Origin of the sequence: Pseudomonas sp. P9_31 (assembly GCF_034008235.1) — a bacterium.
Lineage (GTDB): Bacteria > Pseudomonadota > Gammaproteobacteria > Pseudomonadales > Pseudomonadaceae > Aquipseudomonas.
On record NZ_CP125375.1, the window covers coordinates 3892330 to 3906450 of the forward strand.

Annotated in this window: 15 protein-coding genes; 7 read left to right on the plus strand and 8 right to left on the minus strand. The window is 59.9% G+C overall.

What is annotated here, in order from left to right; all coding sequences use genetic code 11:
• Window positions 1–122 precede the first annotated feature (122 nt).
• Both QMK51_RS17130 and QMK51_RS17135 read right to left on the minus strand, forming a co-directional pair.
• On the minus strand, window positions 123–1172 hold the full coding sequence (locus tag QMK51_RS17130) for a hypothetical protein (protein ID WP_320391015.1): 1050 nt from the start codon (window positions 1170–1172) through the stop codon (window positions 123–125).
• Between the two features lie 699 nt (window positions 1173–1871).
• Complete coding sequence (locus QMK51_RS17135) at window positions 1872–2594, minus strand: tellurite resistance TerB family protein (RefSeq protein ID WP_320391016.1); 723 nt, start codon at window positions 2592–2594, stop codon at window positions 1872–1874.
• Between the two features lie 165 nt (window positions 2595–2759).
• On the opposite strand from QMK51_RS17135, the gene QMK51_RS17140 reads away from it, so the two are divergent.
• The 4 genes from QMK51_RS17140 to QMK51_RS17155 all read left to right on the plus strand — a co-directional run bounded on the left by QMK51_RS17140 (window position 2760) and on the right by QMK51_RS17155 (window position 5516).
• Window positions 2760–3131 (plus strand): VOC family protein, encoded by a 372-nt coding sequence (locus QMK51_RS17140; protein ID WP_320391017.1) that lies wholly within the window; start codon window positions 2760–2762, stop codon window positions 3129–3131.
• Window positions 3132–3329: 198 nt separating this feature from the next.
• Window positions 3330–4052, plus strand: a complete 723-nt coding sequence (gene pcsA / locus QMK51_RS17145) for a phosphatidylcholine synthase (protein ID WP_258696336.1) — start codon at window positions 3330–3332, stop codon at window positions 4050–4052.
• Between the two features lie 11 nt (window positions 4053–4063).
• Window positions 4064–4450 (plus strand): DUF488 domain-containing protein, encoded by a 387-nt coding sequence (locus QMK51_RS17150; protein ID WP_320391018.1) that lies wholly within the window; start codon window positions 4064–4066, stop codon window positions 4448–4450.
• A 139-nt stretch (window positions 4451–4589) separates the two neighbouring features.
• A complete protein-coding gene (locus tag QMK51_RS17155; protein WP_320391019.1) occupies window positions 4590–5516 on the plus strand; it encodes a universal stress protein in 927 nt (308 codons plus the stop codon).
• A 142-nt stretch (window positions 5517–5658) separates the two neighbouring features.
• Here QMK51_RS17155 and QMK51_RS17160 read toward each other — a convergent pair whose 3' ends face one another.
• The 4 genes from QMK51_RS17160 to QMK51_RS17175 form a co-directional block, all read right to left on the minus strand.
• Complete coding sequence (locus QMK51_RS17160) at window positions 5659–6471, minus strand: class I SAM-dependent methyltransferase (RefSeq protein WP_320391020.1); 813 nt, start codon at window positions 6469–6471, stop codon at window positions 5659–5661.
• Window positions 6472–6501: 30 nt separating this feature from the next.
• Window positions 6502–6774, minus strand: a complete 273-nt coding sequence (locus QMK51_RS17165) for a DUF4242 domain-containing protein (protein WP_258696340.1) — start codon at window positions 6772–6774, stop codon at window positions 6502–6504.
• 185 nt (window positions 6775–6959) lie between these two features.
• Window positions 6960–8171: a cytochrome c biogenesis protein DipZ gene (locus QMK51_RS17170; RefSeq protein WP_320391021.1), complete on the minus strand. Its 1212-nt coding sequence runs from the start codon at window positions 8169–8171 to the stop codon at window positions 6960–6962.
• A 143-nt stretch (window positions 8172–8314) separates the two neighbouring features.
• Window positions 8315–8578 carry a DUF2790 domain-containing protein gene (locus QMK51_RS17175; protein WP_320391022.1) on the minus strand — a complete coding sequence of 88 codons (264 nt, stop codon included), beginning with the start codon at window positions 8576–8578 and terminating at the stop codon, window positions 8315–8317.
• A 304-nt stretch (window positions 8579–8882) separates the two neighbouring features.
• Between QMK51_RS17175 and QMK51_RS17180 the strand changes: the two genes are divergently transcribed.
• Window positions 8883–9623 carry a response regulator gene (locus tag QMK51_RS17180; protein ID WP_320391023.1) on the plus strand — a complete coding sequence of 247 codons (741 nt, stop codon included), beginning with the start codon at window positions 8883–8885 and terminating at the stop codon, window positions 9621–9623.
• Window positions 9620–10924: a HAMP domain-containing sensor histidine kinase gene (locus QMK51_RS17185; RefSeq protein WP_320391024.1), complete on the plus strand. Its 1305-nt coding sequence runs from the start codon at window positions 9620–9622 to the stop codon at window positions 10922–10924. The genes QMK51_RS17180 and QMK51_RS17185 overlap by 4 nt, the downstream gene beginning before the upstream one ends.
• A gap of 155 nt (window positions 10925–11079) precedes the next feature.
• Here QMK51_RS17185 and QMK51_RS17190 read toward each other — a convergent pair whose 3' ends face one another.
• Together QMK51_RS17190 and QMK51_RS17195 are read right to left on the minus strand one after the other, a co-directional pair.
• Complete coding sequence (locus QMK51_RS17190) at window positions 11080–11838, minus strand: DUF2063 domain-containing protein (protein WP_320391025.1); 759 nt, start codon at window positions 11836–11838, stop codon at window positions 11080–11082.
• A complete protein-coding gene (locus QMK51_RS17195) occupies window positions 11831–12670 on the minus strand; it encodes a DUF692 domain-containing protein (protein ID WP_320391026.1) in 840 nt (279 codons plus the stop codon). The genes QMK51_RS17190 and QMK51_RS17195 overlap by 8 nt, the downstream gene beginning before the upstream one ends.
• Window positions 12671–12970: 300 nt before the next feature.
• On the opposite strand from QMK51_RS17195, the gene QMK51_RS17200 reads away from it, so the two are divergent.
• Window positions 12971–14017, plus strand: a complete 1047-nt coding sequence (locus tag QMK51_RS17200) for a class I SAM-dependent methyltransferase (protein WP_258700745.1) — start codon at window positions 12971–12973, stop codon at window positions 14015–14017.
• Window positions 14018–14121: the final 104 nt, after the last annotated feature.

Below are 14121 nucleotides of genomic sequence, written 5' to 3' on the forward strand. Positions count from 1 at the left end.
TTAGTCTTCATCAGTGCATTGGATATATGGAGGAATTGTTTTTCTTCTTGGACTTTTTCTTTTTCTTGAACAAAGAACCAAGTGCCTTGCGAATTCGCTTGAACATAGAGTCTCCTAAACTTTCACTGCAGGTATCGATGAACGGTGCGTGCTGCGACATCACTGCCAAGGTCGGTAAAGTGCGCGCGATCTACGAAAAGCCATTCATCGCCCGGACGCTCTCTAAAATCATCGATCAAACTGGCAAATCGAATGCCTAAACCATGACAACCATTGGCCAAGTTATCAGCGTAATATTCCGCGACGTCGGGAACGGATATGTCGCCATACAAATGCTGCCAAGTGCCAAACCGGGATATTCGATCAAGTTCAGCGAACAGCTTCTGCTCTTCGGCGCACGGTGTTCTTGCCCAAGTCGCCAAGGGCTGGAGAACAAACGTAAGTTCCGCACCCAAGGAATCCGCGAGTCGCTTCCAAGTAGTCAGACGATTTAGGGTGTCTTGTGTGGCGCGTGCCAGAGTTTGCGAAACTGGCGGAACTTCGGTCGTTTCGGCAGGCCACTTTGGAAGTTTGCTTGGCGGCAGTTCTGCGCCATTCTCTTCAGCAATTTCATCAAACTTTTCGTAATAGTCGCCGCAGAAGTAGAACGGCGGCAGATCACCCCGAATGAACTCGGGAAGACGCGCCATGACCAGCGTATTGAAGCCCCCCATGATCACGATCTTCCGCACTTTGGGCAGTCGATGGGCATGCAGCATGAATAGCATCAATTCCTGGGTCGCATTAAAGGTATGCCCAGCAAAATTCAGCCATGGCGTACCGTCGGGATCATACGTGGACAGGCGGCTCGCTAGCGAGGCGGCATCACTGGAAGCCCCGTAACCCAAGGCTGTTGAGGCCCCGACCAGCAAATTTACCGCGGACGGCGCGCTGGCCTCCAGGGTGCCGACACTGATCGGCCGGCCTTGCGCATCATGGGCCAGGCGAAATCCGAGCCGATCGGTATTGATCGATTCCGAACGGTAGTCGGCGGCATTGAAACCCATCACATAAGGCAGGTACTGGGAACGACTGCGACTGGCGAATTGATCGTAGGCGAGCATCTGGGGTGTCAACTTCACACGTTCCAGACTGGGATCATCCAGTGCGATGCGCTTGCGTCTTTTAAACATGGCCAAGCCACTCCTTTAGCGAGAATCAGAATTCCATTTGATCAGCCAATTTTTTTCGGGGCGAACAACGCCATCAATTTCGAATCTTTAATATCGAAAGTGCGAATTGGCTAATCACGACCCACGACAAACCATGCATCATAAGTTTTGGCTATTACCAACCCAAACTGTTAGATGCATGAAAGTCGAAATAAATTAAAACCGTATGCGAGCGATAAAGTTCACATCGCAACGCGACGAGGCGGGAAATTCAGTGATGACTGTAGCGAGGTACAACATGAAGGTATTGCATGCTGCAATACGGTGATATGGATAGCTTCCATGCATTGTATCGTCCCTTTACTTTTATTCTTCTCGGTCCCTCAGAGGGGACCCGTGCGAACGATTCTAGACATTGAATCCCAGATGTCAAATGAAAGTACCTGCATTTCATCTATTGGGAATAAAATATTCATGAAAGGGTGTGCAAAATCAACAACCCCTTTGAATACCCGGTCATTCATGCCATTAAAATGACAGCATTTATGGAAGCCAGGTTCTGCCGGACAGACGGGTTTGTGCAAGGACACCTTAATGAATAAAGGCGGAACCACACGCCCCCTGATTAACGAACGCCATTTCCGTAGGGGAGCTGCCGCAGGCTGCAATCTTTTGAATTTCAGCGGCTCCGAAAATGCCAAAGATCAAAAGGGAGCACGTTCAGGCTGTGCCGCCCTTGGCCTGTTGCTCCAGGTGCAGCTGCAACTCGGGATCGATCTTCAGCGCAGCCGCCAATTCATCCAGATAATTGCGTTCGGCGTCCTGCTGATCATCCACCAACATCACGCTGGCCAGGTACATCTCGGCGGCCATGCCCGGATCCTGAGCGGACTGCGCCACATCGGCAGCATCCAGTGGCCGGGCGACTTCGTCATCGAGCCATTGCTGCAGCTGCGGATCGTCGGTATGGCGGCCGATTTCGGTGCTGATCATTTGCTTCTCGGCATCATCGATGCGCCCATCGGCCTTGGCGGCGGCGATCAAGGCACGGAGGATGGCGTGGCTGTGGTCTTCGATTTCCGGGCCAGACAACAGATCAACGGTGCGCGGCGCCTGTTGTGGTGCCGAGGCCTGGCTGCGTTGCCAGGCCTGATACGCCTGGAACGCCATCATCCCCAACGAGGCCAACGCCGCGTAGTTGGCGCCGCCCGAACGTGTCTGGGTCGAACCGCCCATGGATGACCCACCGCCCAGCAGACCACCGAGCAAACCACCCAGGCCTCCCCCGCTCACACCGCCGCCCGCGCCGCCCCCTAACAGGCCACCAAGCAAGCCGCCAAGGCCACCCAAACCTCCTTGAGCTGACGCCACACTGCCACCTTGTTGCGACGGCGAGCCCTGACCGGCCCGCAGTAATTGTTCGAGCAGATCGCTGGTGTTCATGACGACATCCTCATCAATGGGCGAAAGTCAGTCAGGCAACAATAGCCCTCGGCGGACATTACGCCAGCGCCGTCTGGCTGACATCAAAAGGCGCCCGCTCACACTCCTGACAGAAACTGACACTGCCTCCTTTTATGCTGCGTCCACCTTGAATGGAGCAGCCCTATGATCACTCCCCGTTTTATTTTGCTTTTCGTGGAAAACCCCGCCATCAGTGCACGATTCTATGAGTTTCTGCTCGAACGCAAGCCCGTGGAAGAGTCGCCGACCTTCGCTCTGTTTGTCCTGGATGGCGGCTACAAGCTGGGACTCTGGTCGCGGCACACCGCCGAACCTGCGGTGGGTGCGACGGGCGGCGGGACCGAACTGGCGTTCCCGGTGGAAACCGCCGAACAGGTCGATGCCCTGTTTGCCGATTGGAGCGCTCTCGGGCTGACCATGGTGCAAGCGCCAACAGAGCTCGACTTCGGTCGTACCTTCGTCGCGCTTGACCCGGATAACCATCGGCTGCGCGTGTTCTACCCCTCGCTGAGCTGACACCCGTCGCGACATCGGTCAACGCTCAATACGTGCCCCGGAGATTTCCGGGGTATTTTTTTGCGCGGCGTCTAAGATTCAAAGGTGGTGAACCTTATCCCCGAAAATCCGGTCGATACCTGCTACCCGACCCGGTTTGCCGACGCCCTCAACAGGAGGGTGATAACCGGCTTGCTTCACTTTCTGGAGAACGCCCCCGTGATATCCGCCGTACACATCGCCAGGCTCAAAGCGTGGGGCGCCCATGGTTTTACCGCCACCGGCGTGGTCACTGCCTTCCTCGCGACCCTCGCCTTGCTGGAGAACCAACCCACCAATTGCCTGCTGTGGCTGGGCGTGGCGCTGATCGTCGATGGCCTGGACGGCGCACTGGCGCGCAAGGTCAATGTGCAGTCGGTGCTGCCAAGTTTCGACGGTTCGATCCTCGATCTGGTGATCGACTACCTGACCTATGTGTTTATCCCGGCGCTGTTCATCTACCGTTACATCCCGTTGCCGGACTACACCCTGCTGCTGACCGTGTCGCTGATTCTGGTGTCGTCGCTGTTTTGCTTCTGCAACGTCAACATGAAGAGCAAAGACAACTACTTCCAGGGCTTCCCCGCCGCGTGGAACGTGGTTGCGCTGTGCCTGTACATCATCGATCCGTCGCCGTGGATCACCTTGCTCACGGTCATCGGCCTGGCACTGTTGACCGTGACCCGAATGAAGTTTTTGCACCCGTTCCGCGTGCGTCGATTCATGCCGATCAACATTGCCGTGACGGCCATCTGGCTGCTGTGCAGCTTGTCGCTGGTGGTCAACCACCCGGTCATCAACCCGCTGGTGATGGGCCTGTGGCTGCTGATGTCGGCGTACTTCCTGGGAATCTGCATCTGGCGCACCGCGCTGGAGTGGTTCGACAGCTCGCGGCTCAAGTAGGCACTGCGATCATGCCCATCCATATCGTGCGACTCGGTTCACCCCGCTCCGCCAACGAAGGCCTGCGCCTGGGCACCGTACGCCGCCCGCCTCGTGGCGTGCCGAAGGCCGAATTTGCCAGTCGTGATTTTTATGATGTGTGGCAACCGCTGCTGTCTCCCAGCCCCGAGTTGGTGGCCGTAGCCAAAGCGGCAGACGATGCCAAAGCCTGGGAGGCCTTCAAGCGCAAGTTCAAGGCCGAAATGAACCATCCCGCACCCAGCCAGTTGCTCGACCTGCTGGCCGCCCTCTCCCATCAGACGTCGCTGGCCGTGGGGTGTTATTGCGAAGACGAGGCGCACTGCCACCGTTCCGTATTACGGGAGCTACTGGCGGCACGGGGCGCACAGATTGTTTAAATAAGATAAGCACCACAAATCCCCTGTAGGAGCGGGCTTGCTCGCGAAGGCGCCCCTGAGACTGATCATGGTCAATAATTAAAAGATTGAGATGTATTGAACGACCACCGTCTGCTCATTTACCCACGGGAGGTTTGTCATGTCTGGTCAATCGCGTTTCATGCTGGTCGTCTCACCCCTGATGGAACACAGCCCCGCCTTCGACCGGGCCGCGGCGCTGGCCAAGGCCGAGAGTGCGGCCCTGCACATCGTGGCCTTCGACTATCTGGAAGGCCTGGCGACCGCCAGCCTGGTCAACGAAAAGGCCCTGGAACAGATGCGCCTGGGGTACGTCGAGCGCCACCGTCAGTGGCTTGAGGAACAGGCCCGCCCCTTGCGCAAGATCGGTGTGCACGTCACCACCGAGGTGGCCTGGGTCGAACATCCGCTGGAGGAAATCCTGATTCACCTCAAAGAGCAGCCGATGGACGTGCTGATCAAGGCGCTGGAACATCAATCGCGGCTGTCGCGACTGGTGTTTACCCCTCTCGACGTGCATCTGCTGCGTGAGTGCCCGGTGCCGCTGCATTTCGTCAGCCATGCCAAGCATGCATTGCCGCGCAAGATCGTCGCGGCGGTCGATCCCTTCCATCGTGATGATCAATACAAAAGCTTCAACGACCGGATTCTGCACGAAGCGTCAAAACTGGCGAGCGCCTGCAATGCCGAGCTCGATGTGGTCTACGCCTATGACCTTTCATCCATCAGCGCGGACGAATTCAACTTCGATAACGGTTCGGCGTTCTTCACTTCCAGCAAGGCCAAGACCCTGTTCGACTTCCAGGAGGACGCCTTCAACGAACTGGCCGCACGCAACGGCATCGCGCCGGAACAACGACACATGATCATGGGCAATCCGACCAAGGTGCTGACCCGCTATGCCGATACCTATGACGTCGACGTGATTGTCATGGGCCGGATCGGCCATCGCGGCATGGGCCGGTTGATCGGCAGCACGGTGGAACATGTGTTGTACAAAATGCCGTGCAGCGTGTGGGTGGTGTACACCGAGCGGCTGGATGAGTAATTGCGCCCGCATGCGGTCCCCTGTAGGAGCTGCCGAAGGCTGCGATCTTTTGATTTTGATTCTCGACGACCTCCAGATCGCAAAAGATCAGGATCAAAAGATCGCAGCCTTCGGCAGCTCCTACATGGACCGCGTCAGAGGTTTAACGCCGTGTGATCACCACCTCCAGATATTCACTGGGCACCACCAGCGACCGCTCTCCCGCTCGATTCAGGCGATTGAGCAGTTCGGTCAGGTCGCTTTCCAGCGCCGCGCCCCCTTCGGGTGGCAGGGTCGCAAAGGCCTTGTGAACCGGGCCATACCAGGTGCGGAAAATGTCGATGAAATGGGCGGCCGAGCGGTAGCGGAAGTTGAATAACCGCCGTGTCACCTGGAGTAGAAAGTCGCGCTGATCGAACTGCGAGTGCAACCAGGCTTCGGAGCCCCAGTTGGAAGGCGGTTGAGCCCCCACGGGTGGCGGCATGTGACGAGCCAGGGTCTTGAACATCTGGCCGACGAAGCCTTCAGGCGTCCAGTTGGCAAGGCCAATTCGCCCGCCAGGACGGCACACCCGCGCCAGTTCCGCGGCGGCCTTGGGCTGATCCGGGGTAAACATCACGCCGAAGGTCGAGAGCACGGCATCGAAGCTGGCGTCCTCGAACGGCAGGGCCTCGGCATCGGCCACCTGAAAGGTCACGTCCAGGCGCTCGGCCCGGGCGCGGTCTTCACCCCGTTCAAGCAGCTTGGCCACGTAGTCGGTGGACGTGACCTTGCAGCCCCGACGCGCGGCGGCGAGCGTTGCGTTACCGTTGCCGGCGGCGACGTCCAGCACGAGCTCATCACAGAGCAGGTCGCAGGCTTCGGCCAGTTGTTCGCCGACAATCTGTAAGGTGGTGCCGATCACGGCGTAGTCACCGCTGGCCCACGCAGTCATCTGACGGTTTTTCAGGGCAGTGAGGTCAATGGGTGTGCTCATGAAGTCAGCTCCATCGCAGGTTGGCCCGGCTTACTCCGCCGTGGTGGGATCGATGATGCTCATGACTCGGGAAACGCTGTTGATAGGAAAACCACCCTGTTTGGCGTGCTCCCTGATGAGTTCTTCATTCGGCGCGATGTACACGCAATAAATCTTGTCGCCAGTGACGTAACTCTGCTGCCATTGCACTTCTGGCCCCAACCCGCGCAACACATCGCAGGATTTTTGCGAGATCGCTTTGAGTTCCTGTTGCGGCAGTGCGCCGGCCCCCGGAAGCTCGCGCTCAATAATGAACTTAGGCATGACAATCTCCCTTGCATGATCGTGATGGCAGAGTCGAGAGTGACCCCGTCCACAAACTAAAGCTCCCGGATACGTATCCGTCCTGCCCGGTCGTCCGGCAGTCCCACGAAATGCACCGCTCTCCGATGCATGGTCGCCCCTCCGTAACGCCGCATTAACAGGTTGGCTTGCGTCGCCGAAACGGGTTACACCGCAGGCGCCTTGGCCTCTTTCAGCAGCTGCTGAATCAATTGCTCCTGAGTCTCGTAACGGCCCTCGCCAAAGTGGCTGTAACGCACCTGCCCCTTGGCATCGATCAGGTAATGTGCGGGCCAGTACTGGTTATCGAAGGCGCGCCAGATCGCGTAGTTGTTATCGATCGCCACCGGGTAGGTGATGCCCAGTTTTTTCACCTGATCGCGGACGTTGTCGATGATGCGTTCGTAACCGTATTCAGGGGTGTGCACGCCGATCACCACCAAGCCGTCCTTCTGATATTTCTTCGCCCAGTCCTTCACGTAGGGCAAGGTGTGCTGGCAGTTGATGCAGTCATACGTCCAGAAGTCCACCAGCACCACTTTGCCACGCAGGGCATCGTTGCTCAGCGCTGGCGAGTTGAGCCATTCGACCGCGCCGGAGAGTGACGGCATCACACCTTTGGCCGAGTCCACGCTCGAGTCGGCCTTGACCTTGCTGACCAGGTAATCGACCACTTTCGGCACGGTTTCCAGCACCTGCCGTTCCACCGTGGTAACGCCTTCGGACGAGGTGCCCGCAAGCAGCCTGTTGTCGGTTCCGGTGGCGATGACCGCCGCCGCGACCAACACCGCAGCACCGGCACCGCGACGCAGCCAGCCGGTGACTGGAATCGACGGTCTCAAGCGATTGACCAGGCCGCGACCGGCGAAGATCAAGGTACCCAGAGACAACGCGCTGCCCAGGCCGTACGCCACCAGCAGCAGACTGGTGTGAGCGTTGGCGCCTTGCAGCATCGCGCCGGTGAGGATCACTCCGAGGATCGGCCCGGCACACGGTGCCCAGAGCAGCCCCGTGGCGACGCCGACCATCACCGAGCCCAGCGGGCCGGACATTTTGCGGGTGTCGGGGTCGAGGCGATTGCCCAGCAGCACCAACGGACGCGCCAGCCAGCCGCCGATGCGGACGGAGATCAGCGACAGCGCAAACAGCACCATCACGATCAGCGCCACATGGCGGCCGGTGTTGTTGGCTTGTACCACCCAGTCACTGCTGACCACGGCCAGGCTGGAGATCAGGGCGAAGGTCAGGGCCATGCCGCCGAGGGTGAGCAGGATCGAAGAGCGTGTGCGTTCAACACCGGCAAACAGAAACGGCACGACCGGGAGGATGCAGGGGCTGAGGACGGTCAAAATGCCGCCCAGGAATGCGATGAGAAACATGGGATTACCTTGAGAGTACGAGTCCCATGTGGGAGCGAGCCTGCTCGCGATAGCGATCTGACGGTCACATAGAGGTTGAATGTGCTGCCGTCATCGCGAGCAGGCTCGCTCCCACACTGGAACCGTGGGGGGATACAGAGGACTCAGTTGTTTTCGTTGCAGTCATCCGCGAATTTGCGGTAGTCCAGCACCTGGGTCTTGCCCTGGGAATCCAGGTAGGTCATCCGGGCATTCACAATCCCGCAGGAAGGCGTGGTGTCCTGTTTCATCGACAGCACTTTCTGGATGTCCAGGTACGTGCCGTAGTTGTAGGTTTGGGGGGTAACGTCAGCTTCGGCCCGGGCCGACAAAGTGCAGATGTTCAGGGCGGCAAACAGCCAGGCTGCGTAGACGGCTTTGGTGTTCATGGTGGTTTCCTGAAGGCTTCAATGGGGCAATCGTTGATTGAGCCGAGGCGGTTGGGTCTGCCTCGATGGAACCTATTAGAAGCCCGGGAGGTATCCCGTCTGTGTCCGGAACAAGCGCGGAGACATCGCTACGTATCAGCGCCGGCTCGCGATACACAGCGATACAAAACCCCCTGAAATCGGCTGTTTTTGCCTCCCCGTGTATCCGCCGATACGCCAGATACACTGCAATACAAACGGCGGCGGGCGAGCGGGCCCAGGCCCGATAGACTGCATCACCACTCCACTCAAGAGGCTTGGCCCCATGGAACACGTCGATCACATTCTCATCGTGGACGATGACCGCGAAATCCGGGAACTGGTAGGCAACTACCTGAAGAAGAACGGCCTGCGCACCACCGTGGTGGCGGATGGACGGCAGATGCGCGCGTTTCTGGAGACCACGCCGGTGGACCTGATCGTGCTCGACATCATGATGCCGGGCGACGATGGCCTGCTGCTCTGCCGCGAGCTGCGCGCCGGCAAACACAAGGCCACGCCGGTGCTGATGCTCACCGCGCGCAACGATGAAACCGACCGCATCATCGGCCTGGAAATGGGCGCCGACGATTACCTGGTCAAACCGTTCGCCGCCCGTGAATTGCTCGCCCGCATCAACGCCGTGCTGCGGCGTACGCGGATGCTGCCGCCCAACCTGGTGATCACCGAAAGCGGTCGCCTGCTGGCGTTCGGGCGCTGGCGCCTGGACACCTCGGCCCGGCATCTGCTGGACGAGGACGGCACGATGGTCGCCCTCAGCGGCGCGGAATATCGCTTGCTGCGGGTATTCCTGGATCATCCTCAGCGGGTGCTCAATCGCGACCAGTTGCTCAACCTGACCCAGGGCCGCGACGCCGACCTGTTCGACCGCTCCATCGATTTGCTGGTCAGCCGCTTGCGTCAGCGCTTGCTGGACGACGCCCGGGAACCGGCCTACATCAAGACCGTGCGCAGTGAAGGTTATGTGTTTTCCCTGCCGGTGGAAGTGCTCGGTGCGCCGTCATGAACCTGGCGCAGCACTGGCCCCGCACGCTGGCCTCGCGGTTGTCGCTGATTTTCCTGATTGGCTTGATCCTCGCTCAGGCACTGTCCTTTGGCGCTCAGTACTACGAGCGTTACGAGAGTTCGAAAAACACCATGCTGGGCAACCTGGAAACCGACGTCTCGACCTCGCTCGCCATCCTCGACCGCTTGCCCGCCGACGAGCGCGCGAACTGGCTGCAACGTCTGGAACGCGCCAACTATGGCTATCTGCTGAATGAAGGCTCGCCGGGCACGCCCATGGCGTCCAGCGATGTGCCGATTGCAGTGATCTCGATTCAGGACGCCATCGGCCATGATTACCCGCTGACCTTTACCGACATCCCAGGCCCGAAGAAACACTTCCAGGCCCACCTGACACTGAAGGACGGCAGCCCCGTCACCATTGACGTGCGGCCTTCGATGGTGCCGTTGTCGCCATGGTTACCGGCGGTATTGCTGGGGCAACTGGCGCTGCTGATCGCCTGCACCTGGCTGGCCGTGAGAATCGCCATCCGTCCCCTCACCCGCCTCGCCCAAGCGGTAGAAACCCTCGACCCCAACGCTCACGCCGTGCACCTGGATGAAAAGGGCCCGACCGAAGTCGCCTACGCCGCCCGGGCGTTCAATGCGATGCAAGCGCGCATTGCGGCCTATCTCAAGGAACGCATGCAACTGCTGGCGGCGATTTCCCACGACCTGCAAACCCCGATCACACGCATGAAACTGCGTGCCGAATTCATGGACGACTCCAGCGAAAAAGACAAACTGTGGAACGACCTCGGCGAGATGGAACACCTGGTGCGCGAAGGCGTGGTCTATGCCCGCAGCATTCATGGTGCCACTGAGGAAAGTCGCCGCACCGATCTGGATTCGTTCCTCGACAGCCTGGTGTTCGACTATCAGGACATGGGCAAAGCGGTGCAGCGGGGCGGCAAAAGCGCAGCCGTGATTAACACCCGGCCGCATGCCTTGCGACGGGTGCTGGTGAACCTGGTAGACAACGCACTGAAGTTCGCCGGCGCGGCAGAGCTGTGGGTGGAAACGAAGGCGGACGGCGGCTTGTCGGTGAAGGTGATGGACCGTGGGCCGGGGATTGCCGAAGAGCAATTGGCGCAGGTGATGGAGCCGTTCTACCGCGTGGAAAATTCGCGTAATCGCAGCACCGGCGGGACCGGGTTGGGGTTGGCGATTGCGCAGCAGTTAGCATTGGCGATTGGTGGGTCGCTGACCTTGAGCAATCGCGAGGGCGGTGGGTTGTGTGCGGAGCTGACGTTACCGGTGTAGCGAGCACAGTAAGCGACAACACCACGAATCCAATGTGGGAGCGAGCCTGCTCGCGATGGCGTAGTGTCAGCCAACATCGATGTTGGATGTGCTGGCCTCATCGCGAGCAGGCTCGCTCCCACAGGGATATTGGGTGGTTGGGGGATTGCGTGCGGTCAGGCTGCTATGCCGATCACCCCTTCCCCGTGCATCTGCCGCAACAACGCCACCCCACTGTCAATAAACTCCGGCGACCCAACCATCCCCGCCTCCATCGCCAGCCCTTCCAGCTGCGCTCGGCCATTTAGCTGAGGAAACTCTCCGATCCGCTGCAACAACCGCCACGCCAACGGGCTCAATTCGGAGAAACGCACACTCCAGTCTTCGGCCCGACGAACCAACAGCAACGTCGGCTGAGCCGGCAACGCTTGCGGGCGGTAATCCGGCCCCACCCATTGCACCGGCCAGCCATACGCCAACGGCCAGGCCAGCGGCGAAACCTGCAACGGTCGATCCAGCAGCAACCCGGCATCGCTGGCTGGAAACGGCTCGGCCCCGGATTGTTGCAGCACCATTTCGACCCATTCGTAATGCGCCAGCTCGACCATGAATGGCGGCCACGGTCCATCGCTCAACGCCAGCGGCTCAGTGGCCAGGAACTCGACAAACTCCCGGGCGATCTCGCCGAACTTTGGCGTTTGAGCACGGTGGTCCCGCAGGAAGATCCGCACCAGAGAACGCCAGTCACCGTCGCCCAGTATCTTCACCAATACTGGAAAGGTGCTACTGAGCAACGACGACAGGTTCGAGAACACCAGGTCGCGATAAACCTGCACCCGCGCCACGTCCATCCCGGCGGGCGGCGCGCAGTGGTCGGGGTCGCGCAGGTAGTGAGTCAATGTGTCTTGCTGCTGATACAGCGTCGGCTTATCCACGGTTCGACGCCTCCTCTTGCAGTCGGCGAATGGTCTGCAACTCGCTCACCAATTCAGCGAACGCCGGGTAATTGAAGTCCCGTTCAAGCAACGTCGGTTGTACACCGAACCGCGCATATGCCTCGGCCAGCAGCGACCAGACCACCGGTTTGACCGAGGCGCCGTGGGTGTCGATCTTCAAGGTGTCTGTCTCGTCAAAATGCCCGGCCACATGCATCGCGACCACTCTCCCCGCGTCGACGCCGGCCAGAAACATGTGCGGATCAAAACCGTGATTGATCGAGTTGACGTAGACATTGTTGACGTCCAGCAGCAGGTCGCAATCGGCTTCACGCAACACGGCGTTGGTGAACGTCAGTTCGTCCATGTCCTGCTGCGGCGCGGCGTAGTAGGAGACGTTTTCCACCGCCAGACGCCGACCGAGGATGTCCTGGGACTGGCGAATTCGGGCGGCGACGTGGTGCACCGCTTCTTCGGTAAACAGCAACGGCAGCAGATCGTAAAGATGCCCGTCATCGCTGCAGTAGCTCAGGTGTTCGCTGTACAGCGGCACCTTGTAGTGATCGAGGAAAACCCGCACCTCTTGCACAAACCCGACGTCCAGCGGCGCCGGCCCGCCCAACGACAAGGACAAGCCGTGACAGGACAACTGATAACGCTCGGCCAGGGCGCGAAACGCCGCGCCGTGAGCGCCGCCGACGCCGATCCAGTTTTCCGGCGCGACTTCCAGAAAGTCGAAAGCGCCCTCCGGGGCCGCTTGCAGGGACTTGATCAAACCGCGGCGCAAGCCTAGCCCGACGGTCGCCGGTGCTGATGTGAGGGGAATCTGCATGGTGTCGATCTCATCCGGTCTGGTCCGGTCTCCAGCGCCTGAACACTCAGTGCCGGCCGGCAGGCCCAGTTAAGCGACGCGGTGTGTCGGGGCTGTGTGCGCAAACGGCCATTTTTCAGAGAACTGTATCGGACAGGCAGCCAGATACAGTGGGATACACGAACTAGACTTGTTGATTACCCCCGAAGGGGGAGCCAGGACGCGGTTATCGTCCTGTTCATTCCCACGATCACCGCCCAGAGGGGCATGCCTCGACAAACAATGCCTGCGGACCGTGATCCTGCTGAAGGAGCACACATGATGGACGAGGCCAGACTCAATGATTTCATGGGCAAACTGGTAAACGACATGGGCGGCGCGGCGATGCTCGCCAACGTCATCCTCGGCGAAGAGCTCGGCCTGTACCGGGCCATGGCCGACAGTCAGCCAGTCACCCCCGAAGCACTCGCCGCGAAGACCGGCTGCAACACCCGCCTGCTGCGTGAATGGCTCAGCGCCCACGCCGCCTCCGGTTACATGGAACACCGCAACGGCCAGTTCCGCCTGCCCGAAGAGCAAGCCCTGGCGCTGGCGATCGAAGATTCACCGGTCTATGTGGCCGGCGGTATCGGCGTGGTTGCGTCGTTTTTCCATGACAAGGACAAACTGGTCAACGCCATGCGCGGCAACGGCGCCCTGCCCTGGGGCGATCACCATCCGTGCATGTTCAGCGGCACGGAACGCTTCTTCCGCCCAGGGTACAAGGCGCATCTGGTCAGTGAATGGCTGCCGGCCCTCGATGGGGTGGTCGCCAAACTGGAGGCCGGCGCGAAGGTGGCAGACATCGGCTGCGGCCACGGCGCCTCGACCGTGATCATGGCCCAGGCATTCCCGGATTCGCGGTTCGTCGGTTTCGACTACCACGCACCCTCCGTCACCGTCGCCACCCAGCGCGCCGAAGAAGGTGGGGTGGCCGGCCGGGCGAGGTTCTTCCAGGGCACCGCCAAGAGCTATCCGGGCGACGACTATGACCTGATCTGCTACTTCGACTGCCTGCACGACATGGGTGACCCGGTCGGCGCCGCGCGGCATGCCTATGAATCGCTCAAACCCGACGGCACGGTACTGCTGGTGGAGCCTTTCGCCAACGACACCCTCGACGAAAACACCACCCCGGTGGGACGGCTGTTCTACGCCGCCTCGACCTTTATCTGTACGCCTAACTCGCTGTCCCAGGAAGTCGGCCTCGGGCTCGGTGCCCAGGCGGGCGAAGCACGGTTGCGCAAGGTCTTCACCGAGGCGGGGTTCACCCAGTTCCGGCGGGCCACGGAAACGCCGTTCAACCTGATACTGGAGGCGCGGAAATAGAGGCAGGCCATCTGCCCGGGTGATCCGCCAGCAACTGGCGAAACCCAATTCCTGTGGGAGCGAGCCTGCTCGCGATGGCGGTGTGTCAGGCAGTATCTATGTTG